The 22,409-nt window shown below is 63.8% G+C and carries 17 protein-coding genes and 3 pseudogenes; 2 read left to right on the top strand and 18 right to left on the bottom strand.

All coding sequences use genetic code 11. From position 1 onward, the window contains the following. Positions 1-33 precede the first annotated feature (33 nt). From cas10d to IPM84_19025, 3 genes are all read right to left on the bottom strand, one after another. Positions 34-2,928, bottom strand: a complete 2,895-nt coding sequence (cas10d, locus tag IPM84_19035) for a type I-D CRISPR-associated protein Cas10d/Csc3 (GenBank protein ID MBK9094819.1) — start codon at positions 2,926-2,928, stop codon at positions 34-36. Positions 2,929-2,993: 65 nt separating this feature from the next. Then, complete coding sequence (gene cas6 / locus IPM84_19030) at positions 2,994-3,908, bottom strand: CRISPR-associated endoribonuclease Cas6 (protein ID MBK9094818.1); 915 nt, start codon at positions 3,906-3,908, stop codon at positions 2,994-2,996. 153 nt (positions 3,909-4,061) lie between these two features. Continuing rightward, positions 4,062-5,114 carry a WYL domain-containing protein gene (locus tag IPM84_19025; protein ID MBK9094817.1) on the bottom strand — a complete coding sequence of 351 codons (1,053 nt, stop codon included), beginning with the start codon at positions 5,112-5,114 and terminating at the stop codon, positions 4,062-4,064. A gap of 259 nt (positions 5,115-5,373) precedes the next feature. Between IPM84_19025 and IPM84_19020 the strand changes: the two genes are divergently transcribed. Continuing rightward, positions 5,374-5,556 (top strand): hypothetical protein, encoded by a 183-nt coding sequence (locus IPM84_19020; protein ID MBK9094816.1) that lies wholly within the window; start codon positions 5,374-5,376, stop codon positions 5,554-5,556. A gap of 67 nt (positions 5,557-5,623) precedes the next feature. Then, a complete protein-coding gene (locus tag IPM84_19015) occupies positions 5,624-7,339 on the top strand; it encodes an N-6 DNA methylase (protein MBK9094815.1) in 1,716 nt (571 codons plus the stop codon). Between the two features lie 111 nt (positions 7,340-7,450). Here the strand turns inward: IPM84_19015 and IPM84_19010 are convergent, their stop codons facing one another. The 15 genes and pseudogenes from IPM84_19010 to IPM84_18940 all read right to left on the bottom strand — a co-directional run bounded on the left by IPM84_19010 (position 7,451) and on the right by IPM84_18940 (position 22,402). After that, a complete protein-coding gene (locus IPM84_19010) occupies positions 7,451-8,713 on the bottom strand; it encodes an ATP-binding protein (GenBank protein MBK9094814.1) in 1,263 nt (420 codons plus the stop codon). A gap of 59 nt (positions 8,714-8,772) precedes the next feature. Then, positions 8,773-9,591, bottom strand: coding sequence for a phosphoribosylformylglycinamidine synthase I (gene purQ, locus IPM84_19005; protein ID MBK9094813.1), 819 nt, complete (start codon positions 9,589-9,591; stop codon positions 8,773-8,775). Between the two features lie 390 nt (positions 9,592-9,981). Further along, positions 9,982-10,260, bottom strand: a complete 279-nt coding sequence (locus IPM84_19000) for an AbrB/MazE/SpoVT family DNA-binding domain-containing protein (GenBank protein ID MBK9094812.1) — start codon at positions 10,258-10,260, stop codon at positions 9,982-9,984. Positions 10,261-10,410: 150 nt separating this feature from the next. Further along, the gene (locus tag IPM84_18995; GenBank protein ID MBK9094811.1) at positions 10,411-11,745 is read right to left on the bottom strand and encodes a hypothetical protein; all 1,335 of its coding nucleotides are present in this window, start codon (positions 11,743-11,745) and stop codon (positions 10,411-10,413) included. Next, the gene (locus IPM84_18990; protein MBK9094810.1) at positions 11,746-11,919 is read right to left on the bottom strand and encodes a hypothetical protein; all 174 of its coding nucleotides are present in this window, start codon (positions 11,917-11,919) and stop codon (positions 11,746-11,748) included. It lies immediately after the preceding gene. Then, complete coding sequence (gene purL, locus IPM84_18985) at positions 11,916-14,708, bottom strand: phosphoribosylformylglycinamidine synthase subunit PurL (protein ID MBK9094809.1); 2,793 nt, start codon at positions 14,706-14,708, stop codon at positions 11,916-11,918. The genes IPM84_18990 and purL overlap by 4 nt, the downstream gene beginning before the upstream one ends. Before the next feature lie 21 nt (positions 14,709-14,729). Further along, positions 14,730-16,228: pseudogene (gene guaB, locus IPM84_18980) on the bottom strand (IMP dehydrogenase). Positions 16,229-16,290: 62 nt separating this feature from the next. After that, complete coding sequence (gene hisE, locus IPM84_18975) at positions 16,291-16,596, bottom strand: phosphoribosyl-ATP diphosphatase (protein ID MBK9094808.1); 306 nt, start codon at positions 16,594-16,596, stop codon at positions 16,291-16,293. Continuing rightward, positions 16,584-16,961, bottom strand: coding sequence for a phosphoribosyl-AMP cyclohydrolase (gene hisI, locus IPM84_18970; GenBank protein ID MBK9094807.1), 378 nt, complete (start codon positions 16,959-16,961; stop codon positions 16,584-16,586). The genes hisE and hisI overlap by 13 nt, the downstream gene beginning before the upstream one ends. Before the next feature lie 3 nt (positions 16,962-16,964). Then, positions 16,965-17,741, bottom strand: coding sequence for an imidazole glycerol phosphate synthase subunit HisF (gene hisF / locus IPM84_18965; protein ID MBK9094806.1), 777 nt, complete (start codon positions 17,739-17,741; stop codon positions 16,965-16,967). Next, positions 17,735-18,551, bottom strand: a pseudogene (hisA, locus tag IPM84_18960) (1-(5-phosphoribosyl)-5-[(5-phosphoribosylamino)methylideneamino]imidazole-4-carboxamide isomerase). Before hisA ends, hisF begins: the two are co-directional and overlap by 7 nt. Positions 18,552-18,556: 5 nt before the next feature. Continuing rightward, complete coding sequence (gene hisH / locus IPM84_18955) at positions 18,557-19,339, bottom strand: imidazole glycerol phosphate synthase subunit HisH (protein ID MBK9094805.1); 783 nt, start codon at positions 19,337-19,339, stop codon at positions 18,557-18,559. An 87-nt stretch (positions 19,340-19,426) separates the two neighbouring features. Further along, positions 19,427-20,371 carry a protein translocase subunit SecF gene (gene secF, locus IPM84_18950; protein ID MBK9094804.1) on the bottom strand — a complete coding sequence of 315 codons (945 nt, stop codon included), beginning with the start codon at positions 20,369-20,371 and terminating at the stop codon, positions 19,427-19,429. An 11-nt stretch (positions 20,372-20,382) separates the two neighbouring features. Next, a pseudogene (gene secD, locus IPM84_18945) lies at positions 20,383-21,793 on the bottom strand (protein translocase subunit SecD). Positions 21,794-22,003: 210 nt separating this feature from the next. Further along, positions 22,004-22,402 (bottom strand): hypothetical protein, encoded by a 399-nt coding sequence (locus IPM84_18940; protein ID MBK9094803.1) that lies wholly within the window; start codon positions 22,400-22,402, stop codon positions 22,004-22,006. Positions 22,403-22,409 lie beyond the last annotated feature (7 nt).

The raw sequence follows: 22,409 nt of genomic DNA, 5'->3' as shown, positions 1-22,409 counted from the left end.
ACTCCTATGGATTTGTCGAATCAATTGTTAGATTTATGCGTCGGGAGCGCCGTCTTCCGGCGTCGTTTCGTCAACGGTCAGCTCGTCCTGGCCGGTTGGGATCTTGGCAACGATCTGCTCGCGCACGTAGAAGTGGAACGCCGAGCGCAGCAGCTTGTCGTCGTTGAGCAGCTTACGATGGTTGCCTCCGTAGACGCCGCCCAACACATCGCCAAACCAGCCGTTTACGAACTGCTTGATGGCCTCCCACTTTTTGCGGCCGGGTTTGTAGCGGTCGTCCGCAATGCGGGTGAGGTGGTCGAAGATGTCCTGGACGGCGGCGGCCTTGAGGGTTTCGGTGTCGGCGGCGCCGCCGGCGTAGCTGAGCTTCTGCAGCACATCGTCCAGTGGGAACAACAGGCTGCTCTTCTCAAGCGACCGGCCGCGCAAGCCATTTTGCCAGGCGATCGTGGCCAAGCGCTGAAGTTGGAAATTGAGTTGTGTCATGAAAGGTCCTCCTCGGCTGAGAGCAAGAGATCGAACATGGGGATGCGCCTGCTGGGCCAGCGATGTGAGCAAGCCGCCCGGCCCCTTGGACTGGCTGCGCACCCGCCTTTCGAGCAGCTTTTCCGTCTCGTAGTAGATCGTCAAAGGGTTCCCTAGCAGCGCCCGCACCAGGGCCGCGATATGATCTGTCCCGTCGCTAAAGGTCAGCCCGCGCAGAGCGAACAGATGACCGACATCCTGCCACAGTTCCTCCAGCGGACCGGTGCGGTCCGTCTCGCCCAGGAACTGGGCGTAGTCGTTGCGCCGCAGCAGGCCGCTGCAGCCCAGTGGGATGTTATCCACGTACAGATCGGGCATCTCCTCCTTGCCCAGCGGCGCCACCGACATGTTGCTTAGCAGCACCTTGACGCCGAAGTGGCGCTGCAAGAGCAGTGCGTTCCACAGGGCAAACAGAAAACGTTCGGTATCGTTGGCGCCAGCCGGGTTGATGGGGAAGATCAGCAGATTGCCGGTGGTCTCAGCGTAGCGCGGCAGGTAGACACCGTAGGGCTGTGGCTTGTCCTTCTCGGTGCGCGCCCGGAACGTTGGCGTCACCGTGCGGTTGGCAAGATAGTCGCTCATCGCCTGCGTGACGTTCATGTTTAGGGCCTGCACCGCCGTGTCCTCGCTGACGATGCGGCGTATCGTGGCGTTGAGGCCCTGGATAAAGGGCCGGGTTAGGAAGGAGTAGGGATAGAGGTGCAGGTACATGGTCTTCTCGCCCCGCACTTCCGGGTAGGTCAACTTCTCCAACAGGAACTGATGCTGACAGACGCCGCAGATGTACTTCTTCGGCTCGCCGGGGCCGCCCCGCAGGCGGTTGGAGAAGGTCTGCACGGTAATGTCGGAACGCACATCAGCCGACATCCACTTGTCCGTGGGGAACGGGCCGCTGCAGAAGACGCACTGGTGATGCTCGTTGGCTACGTAGTGCGCCAAGTGGTCGCCGAAGTCGGCCGGCCTTTCGCCATTCTCGAAGAGAGCATAGAGTCGCAGGTAATCCGTGAATAGTTGCACCCTGACGTCTCCCCCCTGGCCGCCGGTTCCGGTCACGGCTTCGCCATCGCGTTCGATGCGGCGATACGCCTCCTCCTCGGTCAGAGCAAGATCGGCCGCCAACACGTAGGCCCGCGCCCACAGAGCATCGAAATAGGCATAGTAGGACCACCGCTCTTCCGATAGGTCCAGCAAGTGGTAGATGTGTGCCCAGCCATCGGGGATAGACTTCGCGAAGTGCTTGTTGAGAAAGATATAGTAGGAGCGAACCAGCTCGGCCAGCCGCAGGCGGTTGGAGTCCGTGCTAACCAAGGGCGCTGCGCCGGCCAGCGCTGCCCGCACCCGTTCGGCCTGGGCCGGATAGACATTGCTGGCTTTGACGAAACCACGCTGCGCCCAGTCGCGCGCCTTGGCGTCCACATCAACAGGATTGAACTTACGCCGCTGCACCTGGTTGTTGATTTCCCGCCAGATGCTTCGGAAAGGCACGCCCAACTCCAGACATTTGCCATCTACCTTGATGCCTTGTCCGGTGGATTGAATGAACTCATCGAACTTGCCGGTCGTCAGCCCGGCGATGACCCCGGCTACTCCGGCGCCGACGCGAGCCAGGTCGTCCGCGTCGACCGTCACCATCTGACCCTTCTCCACGAGATAAGCCACACCATCCGGGTAGTAGAGCAGCGGCGTGAGGTGGTATTGGCCAGCTAAGTCCTCAACAATGGCGTTGTGGATCACGTTGGTCAGGATGCCGCGCTGTTCGGTGAGGCGATGGGTGAACCACTGCAGCTGGCGCGCCTGACCAGTGTCGGCCAGATAGGCGTTAACGTGACCCAGGAACGCCTGCTTGTGCGTTCGCTCCTCAAGCGTGTGCGAGAGATCCACTACATCTGCGGCCCGCATCAGGTGTAGAAGAGCGTTGACACGTGCCAGACCCAGGCCATAGACCAGTTCTCGCCTGACGATCAGGCGCTCGCCGCCGCTGTGATGGTGCCCGGAATGGCCGCGGATCAGGCTGGTGATGTCCTCGATGTGGTGTTCCCAAGCCGGGAAAAATTCGTCAAGCCCCAGTCGGCGAACCTCTTGTGCCACGTTTTCTGCAGTCGCTAGCTTGCCAAATCCCTCCTGGGTTTGCAGGACCTTGTTGAGGTCATGGACGGTAAACGCCGTGTACAGGACACGCGCCTCCGTGTCTGACAATCCCAGCAGGGGGCGTAGGGTTTCCAACACCTGGACGCCGTTCAGCACATGGGTGTACAGGCTCTCGCCCTGTTTGCCTCCCCACTGCAAATGTCGGCGGTAGCCGAGCAACGCCCGATTGCCAACCTGATCGAGATATTCGGAAAAAACTGACGCTGTCGTCTTGCCCATCAAGAGAGAAATGTGCTGTAAGTCGAAATCGGTCAATGGTTACCTCCTAAAAAATGCACTTGACTTGCGCGCTGATTGTCGCGCCGCGAACCTGATACCACCTATCCCTCCGCCACCACCCGACACTGCCCCATCCCCTGCGTCGTCTTGTAGCCAACGCCGCTGTAGAAGGCGAAATCGGCCAACCAGCACCAGGTGGCTAACCAGGGATGCTCGGGCATCAGACAGAGGTAGGTGATGTCGCCCAAACCACCGGCGACCGGCCCTCGGTGAAACGGCATCATGACCGTCTTCCAATGATGCACTTGTGAAATGACGACGTTGCGTTCTACCCAGGGCTCGAAGTCATCTGCGATTTCTTCGCCTGTCACCTGTCTCCAGACGCTGCGCAGGCTGCTCCACACCAACTTTGGTTCCGGAATCACGCTGAAGATGTGACGCCCGTTGTCAGCACGATGGACGCGACTGAAGGCCATCGGGCTGAGAAACTGGATACGCACGCCCTCACGCGGTCGCACATGGTGGCGCAACGCTTCGGTAGTCGTGTAACCTGCCCAGTCATGGCTGCCTGGCGTTCCCAACACTTCTTCGATGACAAAACGCGTCGGACCAACGCGCAGCTCGACATTCACCACAGTCAGTAAGCGCTGGATGAATGCGTCCAGTAGATCGCTGTTCACCATAGTCAGGCGGAACCAGCAGCGCCGCCCGACAGACAGGCGCACATCGGTCCGTCCGTTCGCTTGAGGCAAGTCCTGAATCAGGGAAAGCGTAAACGGTTTCCGTCCACCAGACGCATGCAGTTGTGCCGCCAATTCCGGCTGTGCGGCTTCGATGGCTGCGTAAAATGCAGCATTCAACCAGTCTCCATGGGCCAGGGGCAACACGGTTGCCTCCACGGCCGCCAACTTGATGACGAGGGCATACACCGGGCGATCGTTTGCCGCTGCTCGGGGAACTACCGCCTGGCTCGTTGTTCGATCATCTGTCGGCAAGCCGTTCTCGGTTGGTGCCATATTGTTCTCCTCGGTCGTTAGCGTTTTGGTGAAGGTCGTCGAGTTTGCTGTTGCTCGCTGCGACTCGCTTGGTTGTTAGTATACTCATCCATCAGCCCACAAGCAATGTCTCATCCTCTTGCGAGAGCGACGAGTTTTGGCGCCGCCGCTCGCTCATCGAACTTCTACTGGCAGTAGGTCATAATGCTTGGCCATGCCCGCCACGCGACGGTGCATCTCCCGCAGCGCCTCCTCGCCTCCGAGTACGACGCAGTTTTCTCCATATCCCAACAGCGTGCGCACGGCCATCCAAGGGTCGGGTGTCTTCGCTTCGACGATGACTGAACCGTCTTCCTGACGTTGAATCTGCATGTCGGGAAAGTGCCGGCTCACGCCATGATGGGCCGCTTCGCGCGCCAGCCGGTAACGCAAGGAAAATAGCTTGCGCGGACGGCGACCGGGAGGCAGCCTCTGTGGTAATACCTGCAAACGGTCATCATCTACAATTCCCTGTAGCCGAAGATAACGATGCTCATCTTGCCGTTGTTCGCCAGACTCGACATCGCGTGTGAACAAATCAAAACACTCAAGGTACCAATGCCCGACGCGAAAAACCAGATCGTACGGTTCGACTTCGTGGTACAGAAAGATCTTGTGGCCACTGACGGCTGCTCGATAGTTGAAGCTCAACTGCTGCCGCTGCGCAATGGCGCGCCTGACCTCTGTCATTACCCGCGTCGGGATTGGGCGCTCGTCCAACTCACGCAGTTCCACGCTGATGACGTCGCGTTGGCGCTCAATACGCGATATCCGTTCCGCCGGGAGCAAGGTGGCAAGCGTGTCGAGGAACGCCCGCACACGTTCGGCATCGGGCCCGTTTTGTTTGAACGTTTGATAGATGGTGGCCATCGCCGCTAGGTGTTCATCAGGTAGATCGAGCCACGCGTGGTTGCCCGGGCTCTCCAGCCAGTAGACGCCTGCGCGTCGGTCGAACGTGATGATTACGCCAAGCTCTTCATGCAGTGTTTCACGGTCGCGTTTGAACGCACGCTCGGCTGCACTTGACTCCTCACTATAAGCATCTGGCCCAACCTCGCTGTTGATTGCCATTAGCAATGATTCTTTACTGGCCGGCCCGCGCAGCAACCGCCTGACAAGGGCCAGTCCACGTTTGATCACCAGCCAGGATCTATTACGGTCGCCACGCCCGTTGATGACTGCTTTCATTGGATGACCTCGTGGATAGAAAAAAAAGCAACCACAATCCACCCCACACCCTGGCCGGTGTGAAGCGGACTGTCGTTGCTTGCTTGCGTGTGCGGATTGGCTTGACGACGGGTCAAGGTCAGGGCCTCCCTGTGGGTTGGCAGGCGGTGGCACGCCAGGTCGGCGTGTTGCGGTTAGCATACCACAGCTTGCGCATGAACGCAACCGGCCTGGGGTGACGCTCGTCTTTCAGTTGACCCATCGCCCAGGCGCGGATATAATGCGTTCCAACCCCGAACACGTCTACGATGACAGCAACGTGCTCCTGGCCTCCGGCGGCACGGCCGGGGAGTGTGCCATCGCGGCTTTTCGTGGCGATGCCGGGCGCTCGCCTTACAGCCTCTATTTCATCCTGGCCTTGCTGAACCACAAGGGAGCGGCAGATGAACGCGCTCAAGCGTGAGATGGACGCTCGCGATCTCGACCCTCTACGGCATCACAGAGGTCGTTGACCGCATCGAGTTACCCATATGAACTTCAAGGCTCTGGAGAGTGCGCAAAAGCTCCGCGGCGGCTACTACACGCCGGAACCGATCGCCGCGTTTCTCAGTCGGTGGGCGTTGGCTGGTGGCGCGCGGCGCGTGCTGGAGCCAAGCTGTGGGGACGGCGTTTTTTTCTCGACTCTCAGCGCCTCTATCACGGAAGCGAATTTGTGGCCGGGCATCGTGGTGGATGCGGTCGAAATCGTCCCCGAAGAAGCGGGGAAAGCTGACCACCGCGCCGATGGGTTGCGCGCGGCGGGCGCCGAGGTCAAGATCGCCAACGAGGATTTCTTTCGCTGGCTGGAACGGGCGGGGTCAGGCCGGCAATGGGACGCGGTGATCGGCAATCCCCCCTACATCCGCTACCAATACTTCGACGAGGACCAACGCAACTGGGCAGAACTGACCTTCCGTCGGGCAGGAATCCCGTTCACGAAGCGCACCAATGCGTGGGTGCCCTTCGTGATCGCCAGCGTCGAGCACCTGAGTCCCGGCGGACGGCTGGCGATGGTGATTCCCGCGGAACTGCTGCACATTGCTCACGCCGACGGGTTGCGGCGCTTGCTCGAACGTGAGATGGAGCAAATCACTGTCATCAACCTGCGGGAAATGGTCTTTGCAGGCGCCTTGCAGGGTATCATCCTGCTTCTGGCCGTGAAGCGCCGTCATGCGCCCGCGGTGCAGTTTGTCCGCGAGCCGCAGTTGAGTCTGTTTCCAGTCGAATTGTGCGAAGAGAGCACCGCGCTCCAGATTATCGAGATAGACAGCGCGGATGATTTGCTGCACATAGATCTCGCCCTCAACCATCGCACGTCCGTCACCACTTCGACGCAGGGGCTAGATGGCAACTGGATGCTGGCCGTGTTGGCGCCCGAGGAACGCCATCTCGTCGCCCGCCTGAACCGGCATCCCTCGGTCGAACGGTTTGCCCAAATCGCCGATGTGGACATCGGCATCGTGACGGGCGCGAACGATTTCTTCGTGGTTGACCAGCAAACGGTCAACTACTACGAGCTACAGGCCATCGCGTTCCCGATGTTGGCGAAAAGCAACCTGATCGGCGGCATCACCTATACCGCACAGGATCACGCCGCCAACGCGCAAGCAGGTAAGGCCGTCTACCTGCTCCGCTTCCCCAAGAAACCCTTCGCTGAACTGCCGGCGAAGATGGCCGAATACATCCGACTGGGCGAAACTCGAAGCTTACACACGCGCTTCAAGTGCCGGATCCGAGAGCCCTGGTACGTCGTGCCGTATGTCTGGGTTTCCGAGGTCGCCATGCTCAAGCGCAGCCACAAGTATCCGCGTCTGGTGTTGAACGAGTTCGGCGCCTACTCGACCGACACCGCCTACCGCATCCGCATGCGGCCTGAATACAGGTCACGTGGCCGCGACCTGACCTTTTCCTTTATGAACTCCCTGACGTTTCTCTCCGCCGAGCTTGAAGGGCGGCACTACGGCGGCGGTGTGCTGGAGATGGTCCCCAGCGAGATCGAGCGGCTGCTGATTCCGTTGGGACGCATGGAGGCGCAGGAGCTTGCGGAAGTGGATGCGATGGTGCGTCGCCGGATGGACGTGGATGAACTATTGCAGGTCACCGATCCGCTGATCCTCCAGAACGGCCTGGGGTTGTCTCCAATCGAGACGGCTATCCTCCAAACGGCGCATCGAAGACTGCGAGATCGGCGATTGAGAGTGAAGTGATTGCACGCATGCGTTGTTTCACCAAGTGCGGTGACGCCCCACATTCAGGACTTCGACCTCTGCACTTTGCACTATTCAGCCTTCCACCCGATTGTCAATGCTGAATCCTGATCACCCGGTCAGCAGCGGCCAGGGCACCGCGACGATCTTTTCGTCCAGGCGCCGGATGGTCTGGCCGCCATGCACCAGGATGCCGCCAACCGCCTGGGGATACTCTGCCAGGAACTTGACCAAGCCGGCGCTGTGCCGGTAACCAGGGGAATTGGTCATCTTGACCTCGATGCCCACGACGCGCCGACCGTGCTCTAGCACGAAGTCTACTTCATCACCCGTCTGCGTGCGCCAGAAGTGCAGCCGCGCGCGGGGTGCCAACAACCCGCTGCTGACGCGCAGATGCTGATAGATCAGCGTCTCGAAAAAGGCGCCCACTTCACGCGCGCCGGCCAGGTCAGCGGCGGTGTAGTAGCCGGCCAGGAAGACTGCAAGCCCAACATCGGCCCAGAAGGCACGCGGCGCTTTCAAGAGGCGCGTGGTGTGACTTCCCAGGTAGGCCGGTACGCGCTCGAACAGGTGCGTGGCTTCCAGTAGATTCAAATAGCGATGGATCGTTGACTGCGAGAGGCCCGCATCGCGCGCCACGTCCGATTGATTGAGCAATTGCCCTGTGCGCAATGCCAACAGCGCCATGACGCGGCGAAAGTCTACCAGCGATTCGACCTGCGACATCTGCCGGAGATCGCGCTCCAGGTACGTGGCGACATAGCCATCCCACCATCTCACGCAGTCTTCCGGCGTCTTGAGCGCCAGCAAGGCAGGCATGAAGCCCCGTTGGAGCAGAGGAAGAGGATCAGCCGGCGCTGCGGGCAGCAACCCATCCTGCGGCCAGCGGCCCGCCAAGACATCAGTCAGGAGTGACGGGGGCGGTTGTCCATGCCGTTCACCAAGCGTCAGCGGATCGAGCACGAAGTAAACGGCGCGACCGGCCAGGCTCTCGCTCACCTTACCCATCAAGAGCAAATTGGCCGACCCGGACAAGACGAAACGGTAACGGCCGGGCTGCTCATCAACAGCCCGCTTGATGGCCGGCAGCAACTCGGGTGCTTTCTGCACCTCGTCCAGGATGACCTCGCTGACCCCGGCCCACAGGCTGGCAGGGTTCTCTTGCACCTGGCGCAACGTGTCGAAGTCATCCATGGTGTGATAGCGCCAACTGCTGAACGGCTCCGCCCGCCGCAGAAGGGTGCTCTTGCCCACCTGACGCGCGCCGGTCAACACCACAATCGGAAACGCTTCGCACGCCGAGCGCAGTTGCGGTGTCAGCCAACGATCATAGTAGACCGGAGGATCGGCAGCGATTGAATGAAAGTTATTCATGATGTGAATCATAAACCAAACAACGCAGGGTGTCAAACCCCGGACTCTGCCCCTACCTTCTACCCCCCCGCGTAACGAATCCCGTTGGCGAACAGCGCCAGGCCGAGCCGGCCGTGAAGGCCGCGGGACGCGGCAGGGTGTTGCACCGGACTGAGGTGATCCTCCGGGTGCGGCATGAGGCCGAAGATGGTTCCGGTGCGGTCGCAAATGCCGGCGATGTCCGCCAGCGAGCCGTTGGGGTTGAGAGGATACGCGCCGGCCGCGGGCGCGCCCTCCGCGTCTACGTAGGTCAACGCGATCTGCCCGGCCGCCCGCAAACGCGGCAGGTCAGCGGCCGCGGCCAACTCGAAGCGCCCTTCGCCGTGCGCGACCGGGCAGGCGATCAGCTCGTCCAGCCCACGTGTGAAGACGCAGACGCTGTCGGGCTGCGGTTGCAGCGTGACCCAACGGCACTCGAAATGGCCGGCCGCGTTGCGGGTCAACGTGGCGGTCTGCACCAGGTCGGATGGCGAACCGGTCGCGTTGGCCGTGGGTGCGTCCTCAGTCAGCGGTCCCGGCAAGAAACCGGTCTTGACCAGCGCCTGGAAGCCGTTGCAGATGCCCAGGATGGGCCGGCGCGCGGCGTGGAATTGCGCCAACGCGTCGCCCAGCCGGTAACGCAGTTCCAGCGCCCACAGCTTGCCCGCGCCCAGGTCGTCGCCAAAGGAAAACCCGCCGGGCAGCACCAGCATCTGAAAATCGTGCAGCCGCGCCGGCGCCGCGCTCAGTTCGTTGATATGCACGATCTGCGCCTGCCCGCCAGCCCGATCACACGCCAGCGCCGCCTCACGGTCGCGATTCGTGCCAGGCGCGTGTAGGATCAATACGCGTGGCTTCATGGTCATAGCACCTTCTTTATGTATGGAGATCAGAGATCAGAGATCAGAGATCAGAGATCAGGTGTGTGGAAGAAGGGAGTTGTGAGAGTTGGAGTTTCCGGTCTGCGGTTTTCGGTCTAAGAACAGAGATCAGGGATCAGAGATCAGAGATCGGGTTTCGTGGAAGAAGGGAGTTCTTCCGGTCTCCGGTCTCCGGTCTCCAATCTCCGGTCTCCAATCTCCGGTCTCCAATCTCCGGTCTCCGGTCTAAGAACAGAGATCAGGGATCAGAGATCAGAGATCAGAGATCGGGTTTCGTGGAAGAAGGGAGTTCTTCCGGTCTCCGGTCTCCGGTCTCCGGTCGCGGCCGAACCGGCGAAGAGTACGTCCGCGTCTACGAAGACGCGGGGCTTAGCCAGGCTCAGCGGCGGCATAATGTTCCTCGTAGTAACGTTCGCGCTGCTGGCGCAGGCTCACCAGAAGCTGATCGAGGCTCAGGCCCGCTTCCAGGCGCAGCCGCTCAATCTCACGCGCCAACTCAGGCACCATCGCCACCATCGGCGTAAAGACCATCGTACCCTCGATATCAACCAGGCGGAAGATGTCGCCGGCCTGGATGCCGTACTTTTCCCGGATTTCGACCGGCAGGGTCAGCGTGCCGCGCTGGCGAATTTGGACTGTTGTTTCCATCGGATGATCTCCTTTCTGCATTTCATCTGCGGCAGATTTTCTGAAACGCAGTATACACCTGTTCGAAAATCAAGGCAAGGGGCGGGAGCGTGAAGCGGATCGCCTTATCGCTCCGAATGAATTCGGGGTTACGGGGCGGCGGCGCCTTCCTCACGGACACTGCAAGCGGGTGATGCGCTGCGGCGCGGCGACGGCTACCAGGCGCACGGGTAGGCCGCCGCGGCTGTCGAGCCAGTAGAGGCTGCCTTCGTCGGTGGTGTAAACCAGGGCCAGGCTGTCGCTGGTCCAACAGAGGTCCAGCGGCGTATGCTCAGCGGGCGTCAGCGCCACCCAGGTGTCCGAGGCCAACGGCCTTCCCCACACGGAACGCCGGCCGTCAGCGGTGCGCAGCAGCGCGGCCACCTGGGCGCCATCAGGCGAATAGGCGAGCCGCGTACCATCGGCGAGCAACGCGCCGGCCGCGGCCAACTGGGCCGTGGGCGCGCCGCCGTCCTTGGCCGCGGCCACGACGCTGACCTCCACCTGTTGCGGGTCAACCGGCCAGCCGGTCCAGGTGAAGGCGATGGTGCTGCTGTCGGCCAGCCAGGTGAGCCAACGCACGCCAAACGCGTGATCGGGCGCGGGGCGCTGGCGATCTTCGAAGTATTCGGTGCGGTTGAGCACTTCCGCGCCGGCCGCATCGCTGACGAACAGGTCCTGGCGCTGGGAACCGCCGTTGGGATGATCGAGGCCGCGCTGCGCGAAGGCCAGGCGCTTACTGTCCGGCGCCCAAGCCACCAGCCCCAGCCAGTCTCCGGCCGCAATTTGGCTCGGTGCGTCATCACCGCCCAGGTCGAGTACGTACAGGTTGGCACTCGTTGCGCTGCGGGTGATGACCGCCAGGTGCTGACTGTCCGGCGCCCACTGCAGCTCGGCCAGCTCGCCCAACCCGCTGACCCCGCCCGCGGCGGCCGGTTCGGCCAGATCGAGGATGTCCAGGTCATCGGTCAGCACCAGGCTCAGGCGCAGGCCGTTCGGCGCCAGGTCGAGGCGAGTCACCGGCAGGGAGGGCGCAATCAGCAGCGGTGCGGGGGAGCCGGCCAGTGTCGTGGTGTAAATTTGGCCCTCCTGGTCGGCAAAGGCGCAGTGCGGAGCGCCTGGGCGATTTTCGCTGCAATCCCACGCCGTGTCCAACAGCCGATCGGTGACTGTGAGCAGGCCGCGGCTGGAGATCTGCCACAGAAGGGTGGCGCCGGTCTGCGCTTGCGTGCTAAACAGGATCGCGCCGGTTGTGCTGGTGGGCGGCAGCGCGGAGGCCGTCACCAGCGACAGATAGACCGGCGGCGTGGGGGTGGCGGTTGGCGCCGGCGTTGGGGTCTGCGTCGGCGTCGGCGTCAGGGTGGGCGTTGGCGTGGCGAAAAAGGGCAGCGCCTGGCAGGCCGTCAGTAGGGCAACCAGCAGAACCAGGGTCAGCGTCAGGGCCAAAGCGGCGGCAAAGGTGCGCACTTAGTCTTCCTCCGGTTTCCAGGCGCGCAGCAGCGCGGCCAGTTCAAGCACGGCGACGGTTTGCATCTCACGGCGCCAGATCAACTGCGGCGCGGCCGTGATCTCGCCGATGCAGGCAAACGGCGCGTGGCCGGCCAGGGCCGCGCGGAAGGCGTCGGCCGCGGCGGGCGTCACCTCGACGATGAAGCGGCCGAGCGATTCCGCAAAGAGGAGCGTGTCTGCAGGCAGGTTGGCGAGGGCGCATCCGGCAGAACCGGCACGCGGGCCAGGTCCGCCACGGCGCCCAGTCGGCCAGCCAGGGCCATTTCGGCCAGCGCCACGGCCAGCCCGCCCTCGGAGCAGTCATGACAGGCGCGCACCAGGCCAGCACGAATGGCCGCGTGCAGCCCGGCCAGCCGCGGCCGCGGGTCGGTGATGGGCGCGGGCACAGTGCCGGCCAGGGGATGCGCCGCGCCCTGATCCGCAGCCAGGAGTTGGTAATAGAGGCTGCCGCCCAGCTCGTCTGCGGTCGCGCCAACCACGTAGAGCAGATTGCCCGGCTCTTTGAGATCCATGGTGACGGTGCGCGTGACATCGGGCGCCAGGCCCAGGGCGGAGACCAGCAGCGTGCCCGGAATGGCGTGCTTTTGCCCGTCCGCGCCCAGGTATTCGTTGTTCAGGCTGTCCTTGCCGGAGATGAAGGGCGCACCATAGGCCAGGGCGGCATCGTGGCAGCCCTGCGCGCAGCGCACCAGGCTGCCCAGGCGGTCGGGCAGGGACGGATTGCCCCAGCAGAAGTTGTCCAGGATGGCGACGCGGTCCGGGTCTGCGCCAACCGCGACCAGGTTGCGGAACGCCTCGTCCACCGCGGCCCAGGCCATGCGGTAGGGATCGAGCAGCCCGTAGGCCGGATTGATGCCGTTGGCGAGCGCGACGCCGGGCGTGGGCTGCGGCGGCGCGTCGCGTCCGAGCAGGGTGTCGAGCGGCAGCAGGACGGCCGCGTCGCCGGGGCCATCCTGGCACGCGCCCACCAGCGGTTTGACCACGGCGCCGCCCTGCACCTCATGATCGTAGCGCCGGATGACCTGCTCCTTGCTGGCGACGGTGGGCTGGCGCAGCAGGCGCAAAATCCAAGCGGCCAGGTCGGGCGGCTGCGCGGGGGTGACGAGCGCGGCCGTCTGCGGCGGGGTCCAGATGGCCTGCAAATGGCGCAGCGGAATGCCGTGGTGCAGGAACTGCCCGTCCAGGCTGGCGACGACGCGGCCCTGGTAACGCACGATGAGCTGGCCGTCGTCGCGGAAACGGCCCAGGGCAGTGGCTTCGACGCCGTAGAGGCGGCTCAGTTCTTGCAGCCGCGGCCAGTGCGGTTCAGCCACGGCGATGACCATGCGCTCCTGGGCCTCGCTCAGCCAGATTTCCCAGGGCCGCAGGCCGCTGTACTTGAGCGGCGCCTGCGCTAATTCCACATCCGCGCCCAGCTCGGCCGCCATTTCGCCCACCGCGGACGATAGCCCGCCCGCGCCGCAGTCGGTGATGGCGTGATAGAGGCGCTCGTCGCGCGCGACCAGGAGCAGATCGAGCACCTGTTTTTCATGGATGGGATGGCCGATCTGCACGGCCGCGCCCGCGACATGACCGGTCTCGTGCGACATTTCCATCGAGGAAAAAGTGGCGCCGCGCAGGCCATCGCGGCCGGTGCGACCGCCCAGTACAACGACCAGGTCGCCGGGCTGTGGATCGCGTAGGGTGGCATGGACGCCGGTCGGCAGGATGCCCAGGCAGCCGCAGTAGACGAGCGGGTTGGCGGTGTAGGCCGGATCGTACAGGATGGCGCCGTTGACGGTGGGGATGCCCATCTTGTTGCCGTAGTCCTCGATGCCATGCACCACGCCCGCGGCGATGCGTCGCGGATGCAGCACGCCGGCCGGCAGCGCGTCTACGGGCAGATCGGGCGGGCCGAAGCAGAGCACATCGGTGTTGGCAATCGGCCGCGCGGAGACGCCCATCACATCCCGGATGACCCCGCCCACGCCGGTGTTGGCGCCGCCGAACGGCTCCAGCGCGGAGGGGTGGTTGTGCGTCTCCACCTTGAAGGCCAGGTCGAAATCGTCGGTAAAGCGCACGATGCCGGCGTTGTCCACAAAGGCCGACACCACCCACGGCTTTGCCAGCTCGTCGGTCGCGGCCTTGATGTAGGTTTTGAGCAGGCCGTGGATGCGGAGCGGCGCCGCGCCGGGCTGGCTGGCATCGCTGAAGTCAATCGTGGCCTTGAAGGTCTTGTGAACGCAGTGCTCGGACCAGGTCTGCGCCAGCATCTCCAGCTCGACATCGGTTGGCTCGCGCTGCGCCTGGCGGTAGTAAGCCTGAATGGCCTGCATCTCAGCCAGATCGAGGGCCAGGCGGCGCGCGCGGCTGATCTCCAGCAGGGCCGGCGCGTCGGCCGCGGCCAGGGGAATGATCTCCACGGTGTCATCCGCGCTGGCGCTGGCGAAGATGGGCGTCAGCGGCCGGTTGATCGTGTAGAACTGAATGGTGGCATTCGCCAACAGATCCTGCGCGATGCGCTGCGCGTCGCCGGCCGTCAGGCTGCCTTCCAACACCACCCGCTGACCGCTGGCCGCGTGGGTCAGCCCGCCGATGCCCAACAGCCGCGCCGCGTCCAGCAGGCTGTCGGCCACGCTGTCGGTCACGCCCGGATGCAGCGCCACTTCGATGGTGTGCTGACCGGCGGGCGGTTCGTCGGCCGCGACCGGCGCCAGGCGCACCTCTTCGGTGACCGGGTCGTGCAGGAGCTGCTGCGCCAGGCGCTGCGCCGCGGCCGCGGGCAGATCACCCTGCACGAAATAGAGATCCGAGATGTGCAGCGCAGTCACCCCGCCGATGCCCAGCCCGGCGATGGCGCGGCGCAGCTTTGCCTCACGGCCATCGGTAAAGGGCGGCCGGGTGGTGACTTCGAAGCGCAAGAGCGGCAAAGGTGTTGACATGGTGCTCATCTCACAGGCTTTTCAACGCGCCTGGGCCTGGTAATTCGGCGCTTCTTTGGTGATCATGATGCTGTGGGGATGGCTTTCGATGTAGCCGGCGTTGGTGATGCGCACGAAGCGGGCCTTGGCGCGCAGTTCGTCCAGGTTGGCCGCGCCGGCATAGCCCATGCCGCTGCGCAGGCCGCCGATCAACTGGAACAGGTAGTCGGACAGGCGACCCTTGTACGGCACCTGCCCCTCGATGCCCTCCGGCACCAGCTTGCCGCCGATGTCGGGCGAGGCGTCGCCGCTGCGTTGGCCGGACTGATAACGATCGGCGCTGCGACCCTTGAGCGCGCCCACGGACCCCATGCCGCGATATTCCTTGAAGCGACGCCCTTCCCAGGTGATCGTTTCGCCGGGCGATTCCTCCAGCCCGGCCAGCAGCCCACCCAGCATGACCGCGGTCGCGCCGACGGCCAGGGCTTTGACCATGTCGCCGCTGTAGCGGATGCCGCCATCGGCAATCACCGGGATGCCGTGCGGCGCGGCGGCGGTGGCGCATTCGCTGATCGCGCTGATCTGGGGCATACCCGCGCCGGCCACGATGCGCGTCGTGCAGATGGAACCCGCGCCCACGCCCACCTTGACCACATCCGCGCCGGCCTCGATCAGAGCCAGGGTGCCGGCGGCTGTGACGACATTGCCGGCCAGAATGATCGCCTGCGGCCAGCGCTGCTTGATGGTGCGCACGGTGTCGAGCACGCCGCGGAATGGCCGTGCGCGGTGTCAATGGCGAGGGCATCGGCGCCCGCGGCCAACAGGCGCTCGGCCCGCAGCAGCGCCGCGTCGCCGACCCCAATCGCCGCGGCCACCAGCAGGCGCCCCTGGGTATCGGTGGCCGCGTGCGGGAAATCCTCACGTTTGAGGATGTCCTTGTAGGTGATCAGTCCCTTCAGGCGAAACTGTTCGTCCACCAGTGGCAGTTTTTCGATGCGGTGGCGGTGCAGGATGACTTTGGCCTCCTCCAGGGTGGTGCCAATCGGCGCGGTGACCAGGTTCTCGCTGGTCATGTAATCACTGATGGGCCGGGCAAAGTCGGTGGCAAAACGAATGTCGCGGTTGCTGAGAACGCCCAGCAGGCGCCCGCCGCCGTCACCGGCCACGATAGGCACGCCGCTGATGTGATAGTGTGCCATCAGCGCGGCCGCGTCAGCCAGCGGCCGATCCGGCGTCAGCGTGATCGGGTTGACGATCATGCCTGATTCCGAGCGCTTGACCCGATCCACCTCTTCGGCCTGCTGCTCTGGCGTCAGGTTACGGTGAATGACGCCCAGACCGCCCTGCCGCGCCAGGGCAATGGCCAACGGCGCTTCGGTGACGGTGTCCATGGCCGCGGAGACCACCGGCACGCGCAGGCGCAGGCGGGGGTGCAGGGTCACGCCCACATCCACATCGGCCGGCAGCACCTCGGAATAGCCGGGCACGAGCAGAATGTCATCGAACGTCAAAGCCTCAGCTATTTGATGAAACGTGTCCATGTCACTCCTCACTTTATGTAATCTCAGCCGCCCCCGCATGAATTCAGGGCTATGGTGCGATTTCAATCGCTCGCCTGCGGTTTGGGGTTGCCAAAACGCCGCGCCAGCTCCGCCTCGATGTCCCCCCAGGACAGGCCGCGGGCCGCCAGAAAAACCAGTGTGTGATAGACCACATCGGCCAATTCGTAGATCACCCGCTCGGTAGTCTCGCCTTTGGCGGCCACAATCACCTCCACCATCTCCTCGCCCATCTTCTTGAGCATCTCATTTTCGCCTTTGGCGAACAACTGCGCCGTGTAAGAGCCAGCCGGCGGATTCGCCTTACGCGCCTCGATCACCGCGAACAAATCTTCAATTACCTGACCCATGAAGTCACCTCAAGTCTGCGAAAAAAGCAGGTGTGCGCGCCGGTGTGGCAGGCGGGGCCGGCCGGTTCGACGCGGTAGAGCAGGGCGTCGGCGTCGCAATCCGCCAGGATCTCCACCACGCGCATGGTGTTACCGGAGGTTGCACCCTTGCGCCACAGTTCCTGGCGGCTGCGGCTCCAAAACCAGGCCTCGCCCGTCGCCAGGGTCAGGCGGATGGCCTCGGCATTGGCGTAGGCCACCATCAGCACAGCGCCGGTCAGTGCGTCCTGCACCACCACCGCCAGCAGTGCGCCCGGCGTCTGGGCCAGCAGCGCGTCCAGGCTCAGCGGTTCCGGATCGAGAGCGGTCAGCGTGGTGTCTCTCATCGCTCAGCGCACCGCCACGCCGCGCTGGCGCAGATACGCCTTGACCTGACCGATCGTCAGCGTATTATAATGAAAGAGCGACGCAGCCAGCGCAGCCTCAGCGCCGCCAACGGTTAGGGCATCGTAAAAATGGGCCAGGCTGCCCGCGCCGCCGGAGGCGATGACCGGAATGGAAACGGTCGCGGTCACGGCTTGCAGCATGCGCAGATCGAAACCGGCCTGGGTGCCGTCGGCGTCCATCGAAGTGAGCAGGATCTCGCCCGCGCCGCGGCGCTCGACCTCTCGCGCCCAGGTTCCCAGGTCCAGCCCGGTGGGCACACGGCCGCCGTTGACCACCACCTCCCAGTGGGGTTCGCCAGCATCCGGCCGCGCCTCAGGCGCCAGGCGCGCATCAATGGCCACCACGATGCACTGGCTGCCAAAGCGCCGCGCGCCGTCGGTAATCAGGCCGGGGTTGCGCACCGCGGCCGAGTTGATGGCGGTCTTGTCCGCGCCGGCCAGGAGCATCGCGCGCAGGTCGTCCACGCTGCGCAGACCGCCGCCCACGGTCAACGGGATGAAGACGGTGTCAGCCACCGCGCGCACCACCTGCCGGGTGATTTCACGGCCCTCATGGGTGGCGGTAATGTCCAGGAAGACCAACTCATCGGCCCCTTCGGTATCATAGACCTGCGCCTGCGCCACCGGATCGCCCGCGTCGCGCAGGTTGAGGAAGTTGATACCTTTGACCACGCGCCCATCTTTGACATCCAGGCAGGGGATGATGCGCTTGGCTAACATACGGACAGACTCCCGTCAGGCTGAAAGCCCGAGCCGCGGGCGAGGTGGAGCGCGTCGGGCAGCGCCAGGCGTCCGGTGTACAGGGCCTGGCCGACGATCACCCCCGCGACGCCGGCGCCGCTCAACGCCAACAGGCGGCGGATGTCGTCGAGATCGCGCACGCCGCCGCTGGCGATGACCTGCAGGCCGCTGGCACGGGCCAGGGCCGCGGAGGCCTCCGCGGCCGCGCCGCTCAACATGCCGTCGCGTGCAATGTCGGTGAAGATGATGTGGGTGACGCCGGCGGTGCGCATGGCCTGCGCCAACGCCAACACAGGGACATTGCTGGTCTGCAGCCAGCCGTGGGTGGCAACCAGACCCTCGCGAGCATCGATGCCGATGACGATGGTTGCCGCGCCGAAGCGGCACAGGGCGTCGCGTACCAGGACCGGGTTTTGCACGGCCGCGGTGCCCAGCACCACCCGCGTCGCGCCCAGATCGAGCGCGAGTTCGATGTCGGCCAGGGAGCGCAGGCCGCCGCCAAACTGAATCGGAGCGGCCACCGCGGCGCGAATCTCGGCCAGGCGCTGCAGATTGAGCGGCAGGGCTCGGCGTCGGCGGCGCAGGCGACGCCGCGCCGGTCTGCAGCGCGCCGTCCAGGTTGACCACATGCAGCCAGGTTGCGCCCTGGTCAACCCAATGGCGGGCCAGCGCGGCCGGGTCATCGCCAAAGACCGTTTCCGCGGCCGGGTCGCCCTGGCGCAGGCGCACGCAGCGCCCCCGGCGCAGGTCAATGGCCGGGAAGATGACGAATTCGGCGGTCGTGGGCATGGTGTTCATGACTGCGCGCCGCCGCACGCCCAGCCGAGCGATTGAAATCGCGCCTGCGTGGGCGCAGGGCCGGTCGGCGCAGGCCGACCTTGCGGCGAAACGCCCCTTCGCCCCGAATTCATTCGGCGGCGGCCAGATGCCTGTGCCCAATCCACAAAATTGTGCAGGATGCGCAGCCCGATGGCCTGACTCTTTTCCGGGTGGAACTGCACTCCCCACACCTCGCCCTGACCAAAGCGGCCGCCGCAGATAGAGGCAAAGTCAAGGCCATAGTCGGTGGTGGCGACGACAAGCCGGGGGTCGGCGGGCGCGCAGTAGTAGGAATGAACAAAGTAGGCGTAACTGCCGCTGGGCACACCGGCCAGCAGGGGATGGGTGTGATCGTGATGGATCTGATTCCAGCCGATCTGCGGCACCTTGAGCAGGTGGCGCGCACCGTTGTGCGTCACGGTCATGCCATCGGCGAAGCGGGTGACGATGCCAGGGAAGATGCCCAGACCGCGATGGCGGCCCATCTCCTCGCTGGTGTCGAACAGCAGTTGCAAACCGACACAGATGCCGAGCAAGGGGGTACCTGCGCGGACCGCGGCCAGCAGCGGCTGCTCGAAGCCGGCCTGGCGGAAGGTGGCGGCCGCGTCGCCAAACGCGCCGACGCCGGGCAAGATGATGCCCTCGGCGCCGGCGAGATCGTGCGGCTGCTGAACGATCTGCACCGGCGCGCCGATATGCTCCAGGGCTTTGGCCACGCTGCGCAGATTGCCCACGCCGTAATCAATCAAAGCGATCATCGAAACGATCCTTGTCCAAAGCAAACGGAGCGAAGGTCGCCCTTCGCTCCGTTACGAGAGTACACGAACTTCAGGCGCCTGTGGGCTTCAGGCGGTTTTGGCCGCGCGATTGCCGGTCAGACGCCGCACGAAGTCACCAAACTCGCCGTTTTCCCACGCCACCAGCAGCGGGCTGGCGTTGAAAATGGAGGAGTAGGTGCCGCTCAGGATGCCAATCAGCAGGGTGATGACGAAGATGCGCACGGTAACGCCGCCCAGGAGCGCCAGGGCCGTCAGCGTGAAGAGCACCGTCAACTGCGTGTTGATGGAACGATCGAGGGTTTCGATGATGCTGCGATTGACGATGGTTTCGAAATCCTGGCTGCGGTAGCGGCCGATGTTCTCACGGATGCGGTCGAACACCACGATGGTATCATGGACCGAGAAGCCGATGACGGTGAGTAGCGCGGTCAGGAAGAGCGAATCAACCTCCCAACCCAGGAAGTGGCCGGCCAGCGACATCAGGCCAAGCACAACCAGTGCGTCGTGGACGAGGGCGATGATGGCGCAGGTGCCGTAGCGAATGGGGTTGGGCACCTTGCGAAACGCAATCGAGACGTAGATCAGGATGGCGATGGCGGCCAGAGCCACCGCGATGCCGGCGTTGCGCGTCACTTCTGCGCCCACGGCCGGACCGACGTTGTCGAATCGCTGTTCGATGAATTCGCCGTAGCGCGCGGTCAGGCTGGTTTGCAAAATCGCCTTCTGTGCGGCGTCAATCGGCTTGGTGCGGACGATGATCGTGTCATCCGCGGTGGTAGTCTTGGATGTCTGCACCACGGCCTCATCGAACCCGGCCGCGCTGAAGATGCCTTTGACATCGGCCGGTTGGATGGCGACGGTGGGCTGCGTGAAGTGCAGTTGCCACAGCGCGCCGCCGGTAAAGTCAATGGACAGGCGCAGGCCAAACAGGATCAGCGAGATCAGACCTGGTATGATGATGAGCAACGACAAACCGAAATACCAGTAACGTTTTCCAACGATATTCAGCATAATTCTTCCTCTCAGACTCCAAACCACCAGCGGTTGCGGGATAGGTCCATGTTGTTCATGACCAGGTGCAGGAACGTACGGGTCACAGTGATCGCCGTGAAGAGACTGACCAGCACACCGATGGCCAACGTCAGAGCGAAGCCTTTGACGATACTGGCGCCGAAGTTGGATCCAAACCAGAACAGGATCACACACGTGATGAGCGTCGAAGCGTTCGAGTCCCGAATGGACGGCCAGGCGCGGGCAAAGCCGATGTCAATGGCGGAGCGCAAGGCGCGGCCGCCACGCAACTCCTCTTTCATGCGCTCGAAGATCAGGATGTTGGCGTCCACCGCCATGCCGACGCTGAGCACAAACCCCGCAATGCCCGGCAACGTGAGCGTGACCGGGATCAACTTGAACAGGGCAAAAACAAGCAGGGCGTAGATGATCAGCGCGAAGTCGGCCAGCACACCGGGCAGACGGTAGTACAGGAGCATGAAGACAATGACCACCAACAGGCCGATGACGCCGGCGTTGATGCTCTTACGCACCGAGTCCTGACCCAGGGTCGGCCCCACGGCGGCTCTCGGCCACACGCAGCGGAACGGGCAGCGCGCCGTAGCGCATCTGCACCGACAGGTTGCGGGCTTCTTCGACCGTGAAACTGCCCGTGATCTGGCCGGTGCCGCCGGTGATGGCGGATTGGATGCGCGGCGAGGAGAGCACGGTTTTGTCCAGGACAATGGACAGAATTTTGCCGATGTTGGCGCTGGTGTAATCGGCGAACTTCTTGGCGCCCTCGTCGGTCAGGTCGAAGGTGATGAGCGGGGCGTTGGTGGTCTGGTCGAAGCCGATGCCGGCCGTCTTCAGGTCAGCGCCGGTCATGATCGTCCTGTAGATCGTCGTGGGCGTGACTGCGCCCGTGGCCGTCACACCGGCCGTGTTGGTGATGGGGTTCGTACCGGTGACTGTGCCGGTATCATCCAGTGAACCGATCGTGGTACTGACCCTGGTGCCCGGAGTCAAGAACTCCTCGCCCGTCTCGATGAATTCGAGCAAACCGGTGCCCTTGAGCGTTTCGATGGCCTGGTCGGGATTGCTGATACCAGGCAATTCCACGACAATGCGGCGGTCGCCCTGCACCTGGATGAGCGGCTCAGACACGCCGAGGCCGTTGACGCGATTTTCGACAATTTGCTTGGCCGTCTGAATCGCATCGCTGTCAACCGCTTCGCCGGCCGGAACATCGGCTTCGAGCAGGACTTGCAGGCCGCCGCGCAAATCAAGACCTTCCTTGATCTGCAAATCACGCGTGCTGGCCGGTTGCCAGAAGAGTAAATCAGTAAGCCACTTGGGGTGCTGTATCGGCAGGGCAAGGTAAACCCCGATCGCAGCTAAGATGATAGTGGTGATAAGGAACCCGGTCGTACGATCTCGCATGAACTCAACATCTCCTCACGGTTCGATTGCAGCCTGGCTGCCTGGCAAACAGGGCGATTATAGTCGACGCCCCATGTCCTGTCAAAACATCCGGCCGATTAGATTCTGAGAGCGCCTTTTGGGGGCCGCGCGTCGCTTGGGCGCCGGTCTGCGAACCTGATCTGCCCGGCGGTGAAGGTTCGGGCCAGCGCGTGTGAGACCGATCTGGCCTCACTCATCGTCCAGGCGCCGGGCGCCAGCGCCGGCCAGAAACGAGAGAACCGCCGCCGCAACCTCGGCCGGCGTCAGGTCATCGGTTGGCAGGTAGAAATCACAATGGGCACGCGCATGGGCCAGGCGCACGCGCTCTTCGGCCAACCAGGCCTCGACCGGCTCCTCGGTCTGGCGCCGGTGCGCGACCGTGGCCGGCTGGGCGTCGAGAAAAATCAGCAGGTCTGGTGGATGCAAGCGCCGCCAGAGGTCCGGCACATACGAATGCTCCTGTGCGCAGGGCAGAACGTCGAAGCCGGCGGCGCGCAGGATGTGCAGTAACGTGCTTTTGCCGGACGCGCACACGCCCACCAGTTTGATCCGGGTCGGCGCAGGGGTCAAGGCAGTGGCGCCGGTCATCGCAGAG

Origin of the sequence: Candidatus Amarolinea dominans (genome assembly GCA_016719785.1) — a bacterium.
In the GTDB taxonomy this organism is placed as follows: Bacteria; Chloroflexota; Anaerolineae; order SSC4; family Amarolineaceae; genus Amarolinea; species Amarolinea dominans.
The sequence above is the reverse complement of the archived record's forward strand: the minus strand, read 5'-3'. Positions and strand labels throughout refer to the sequence as shown.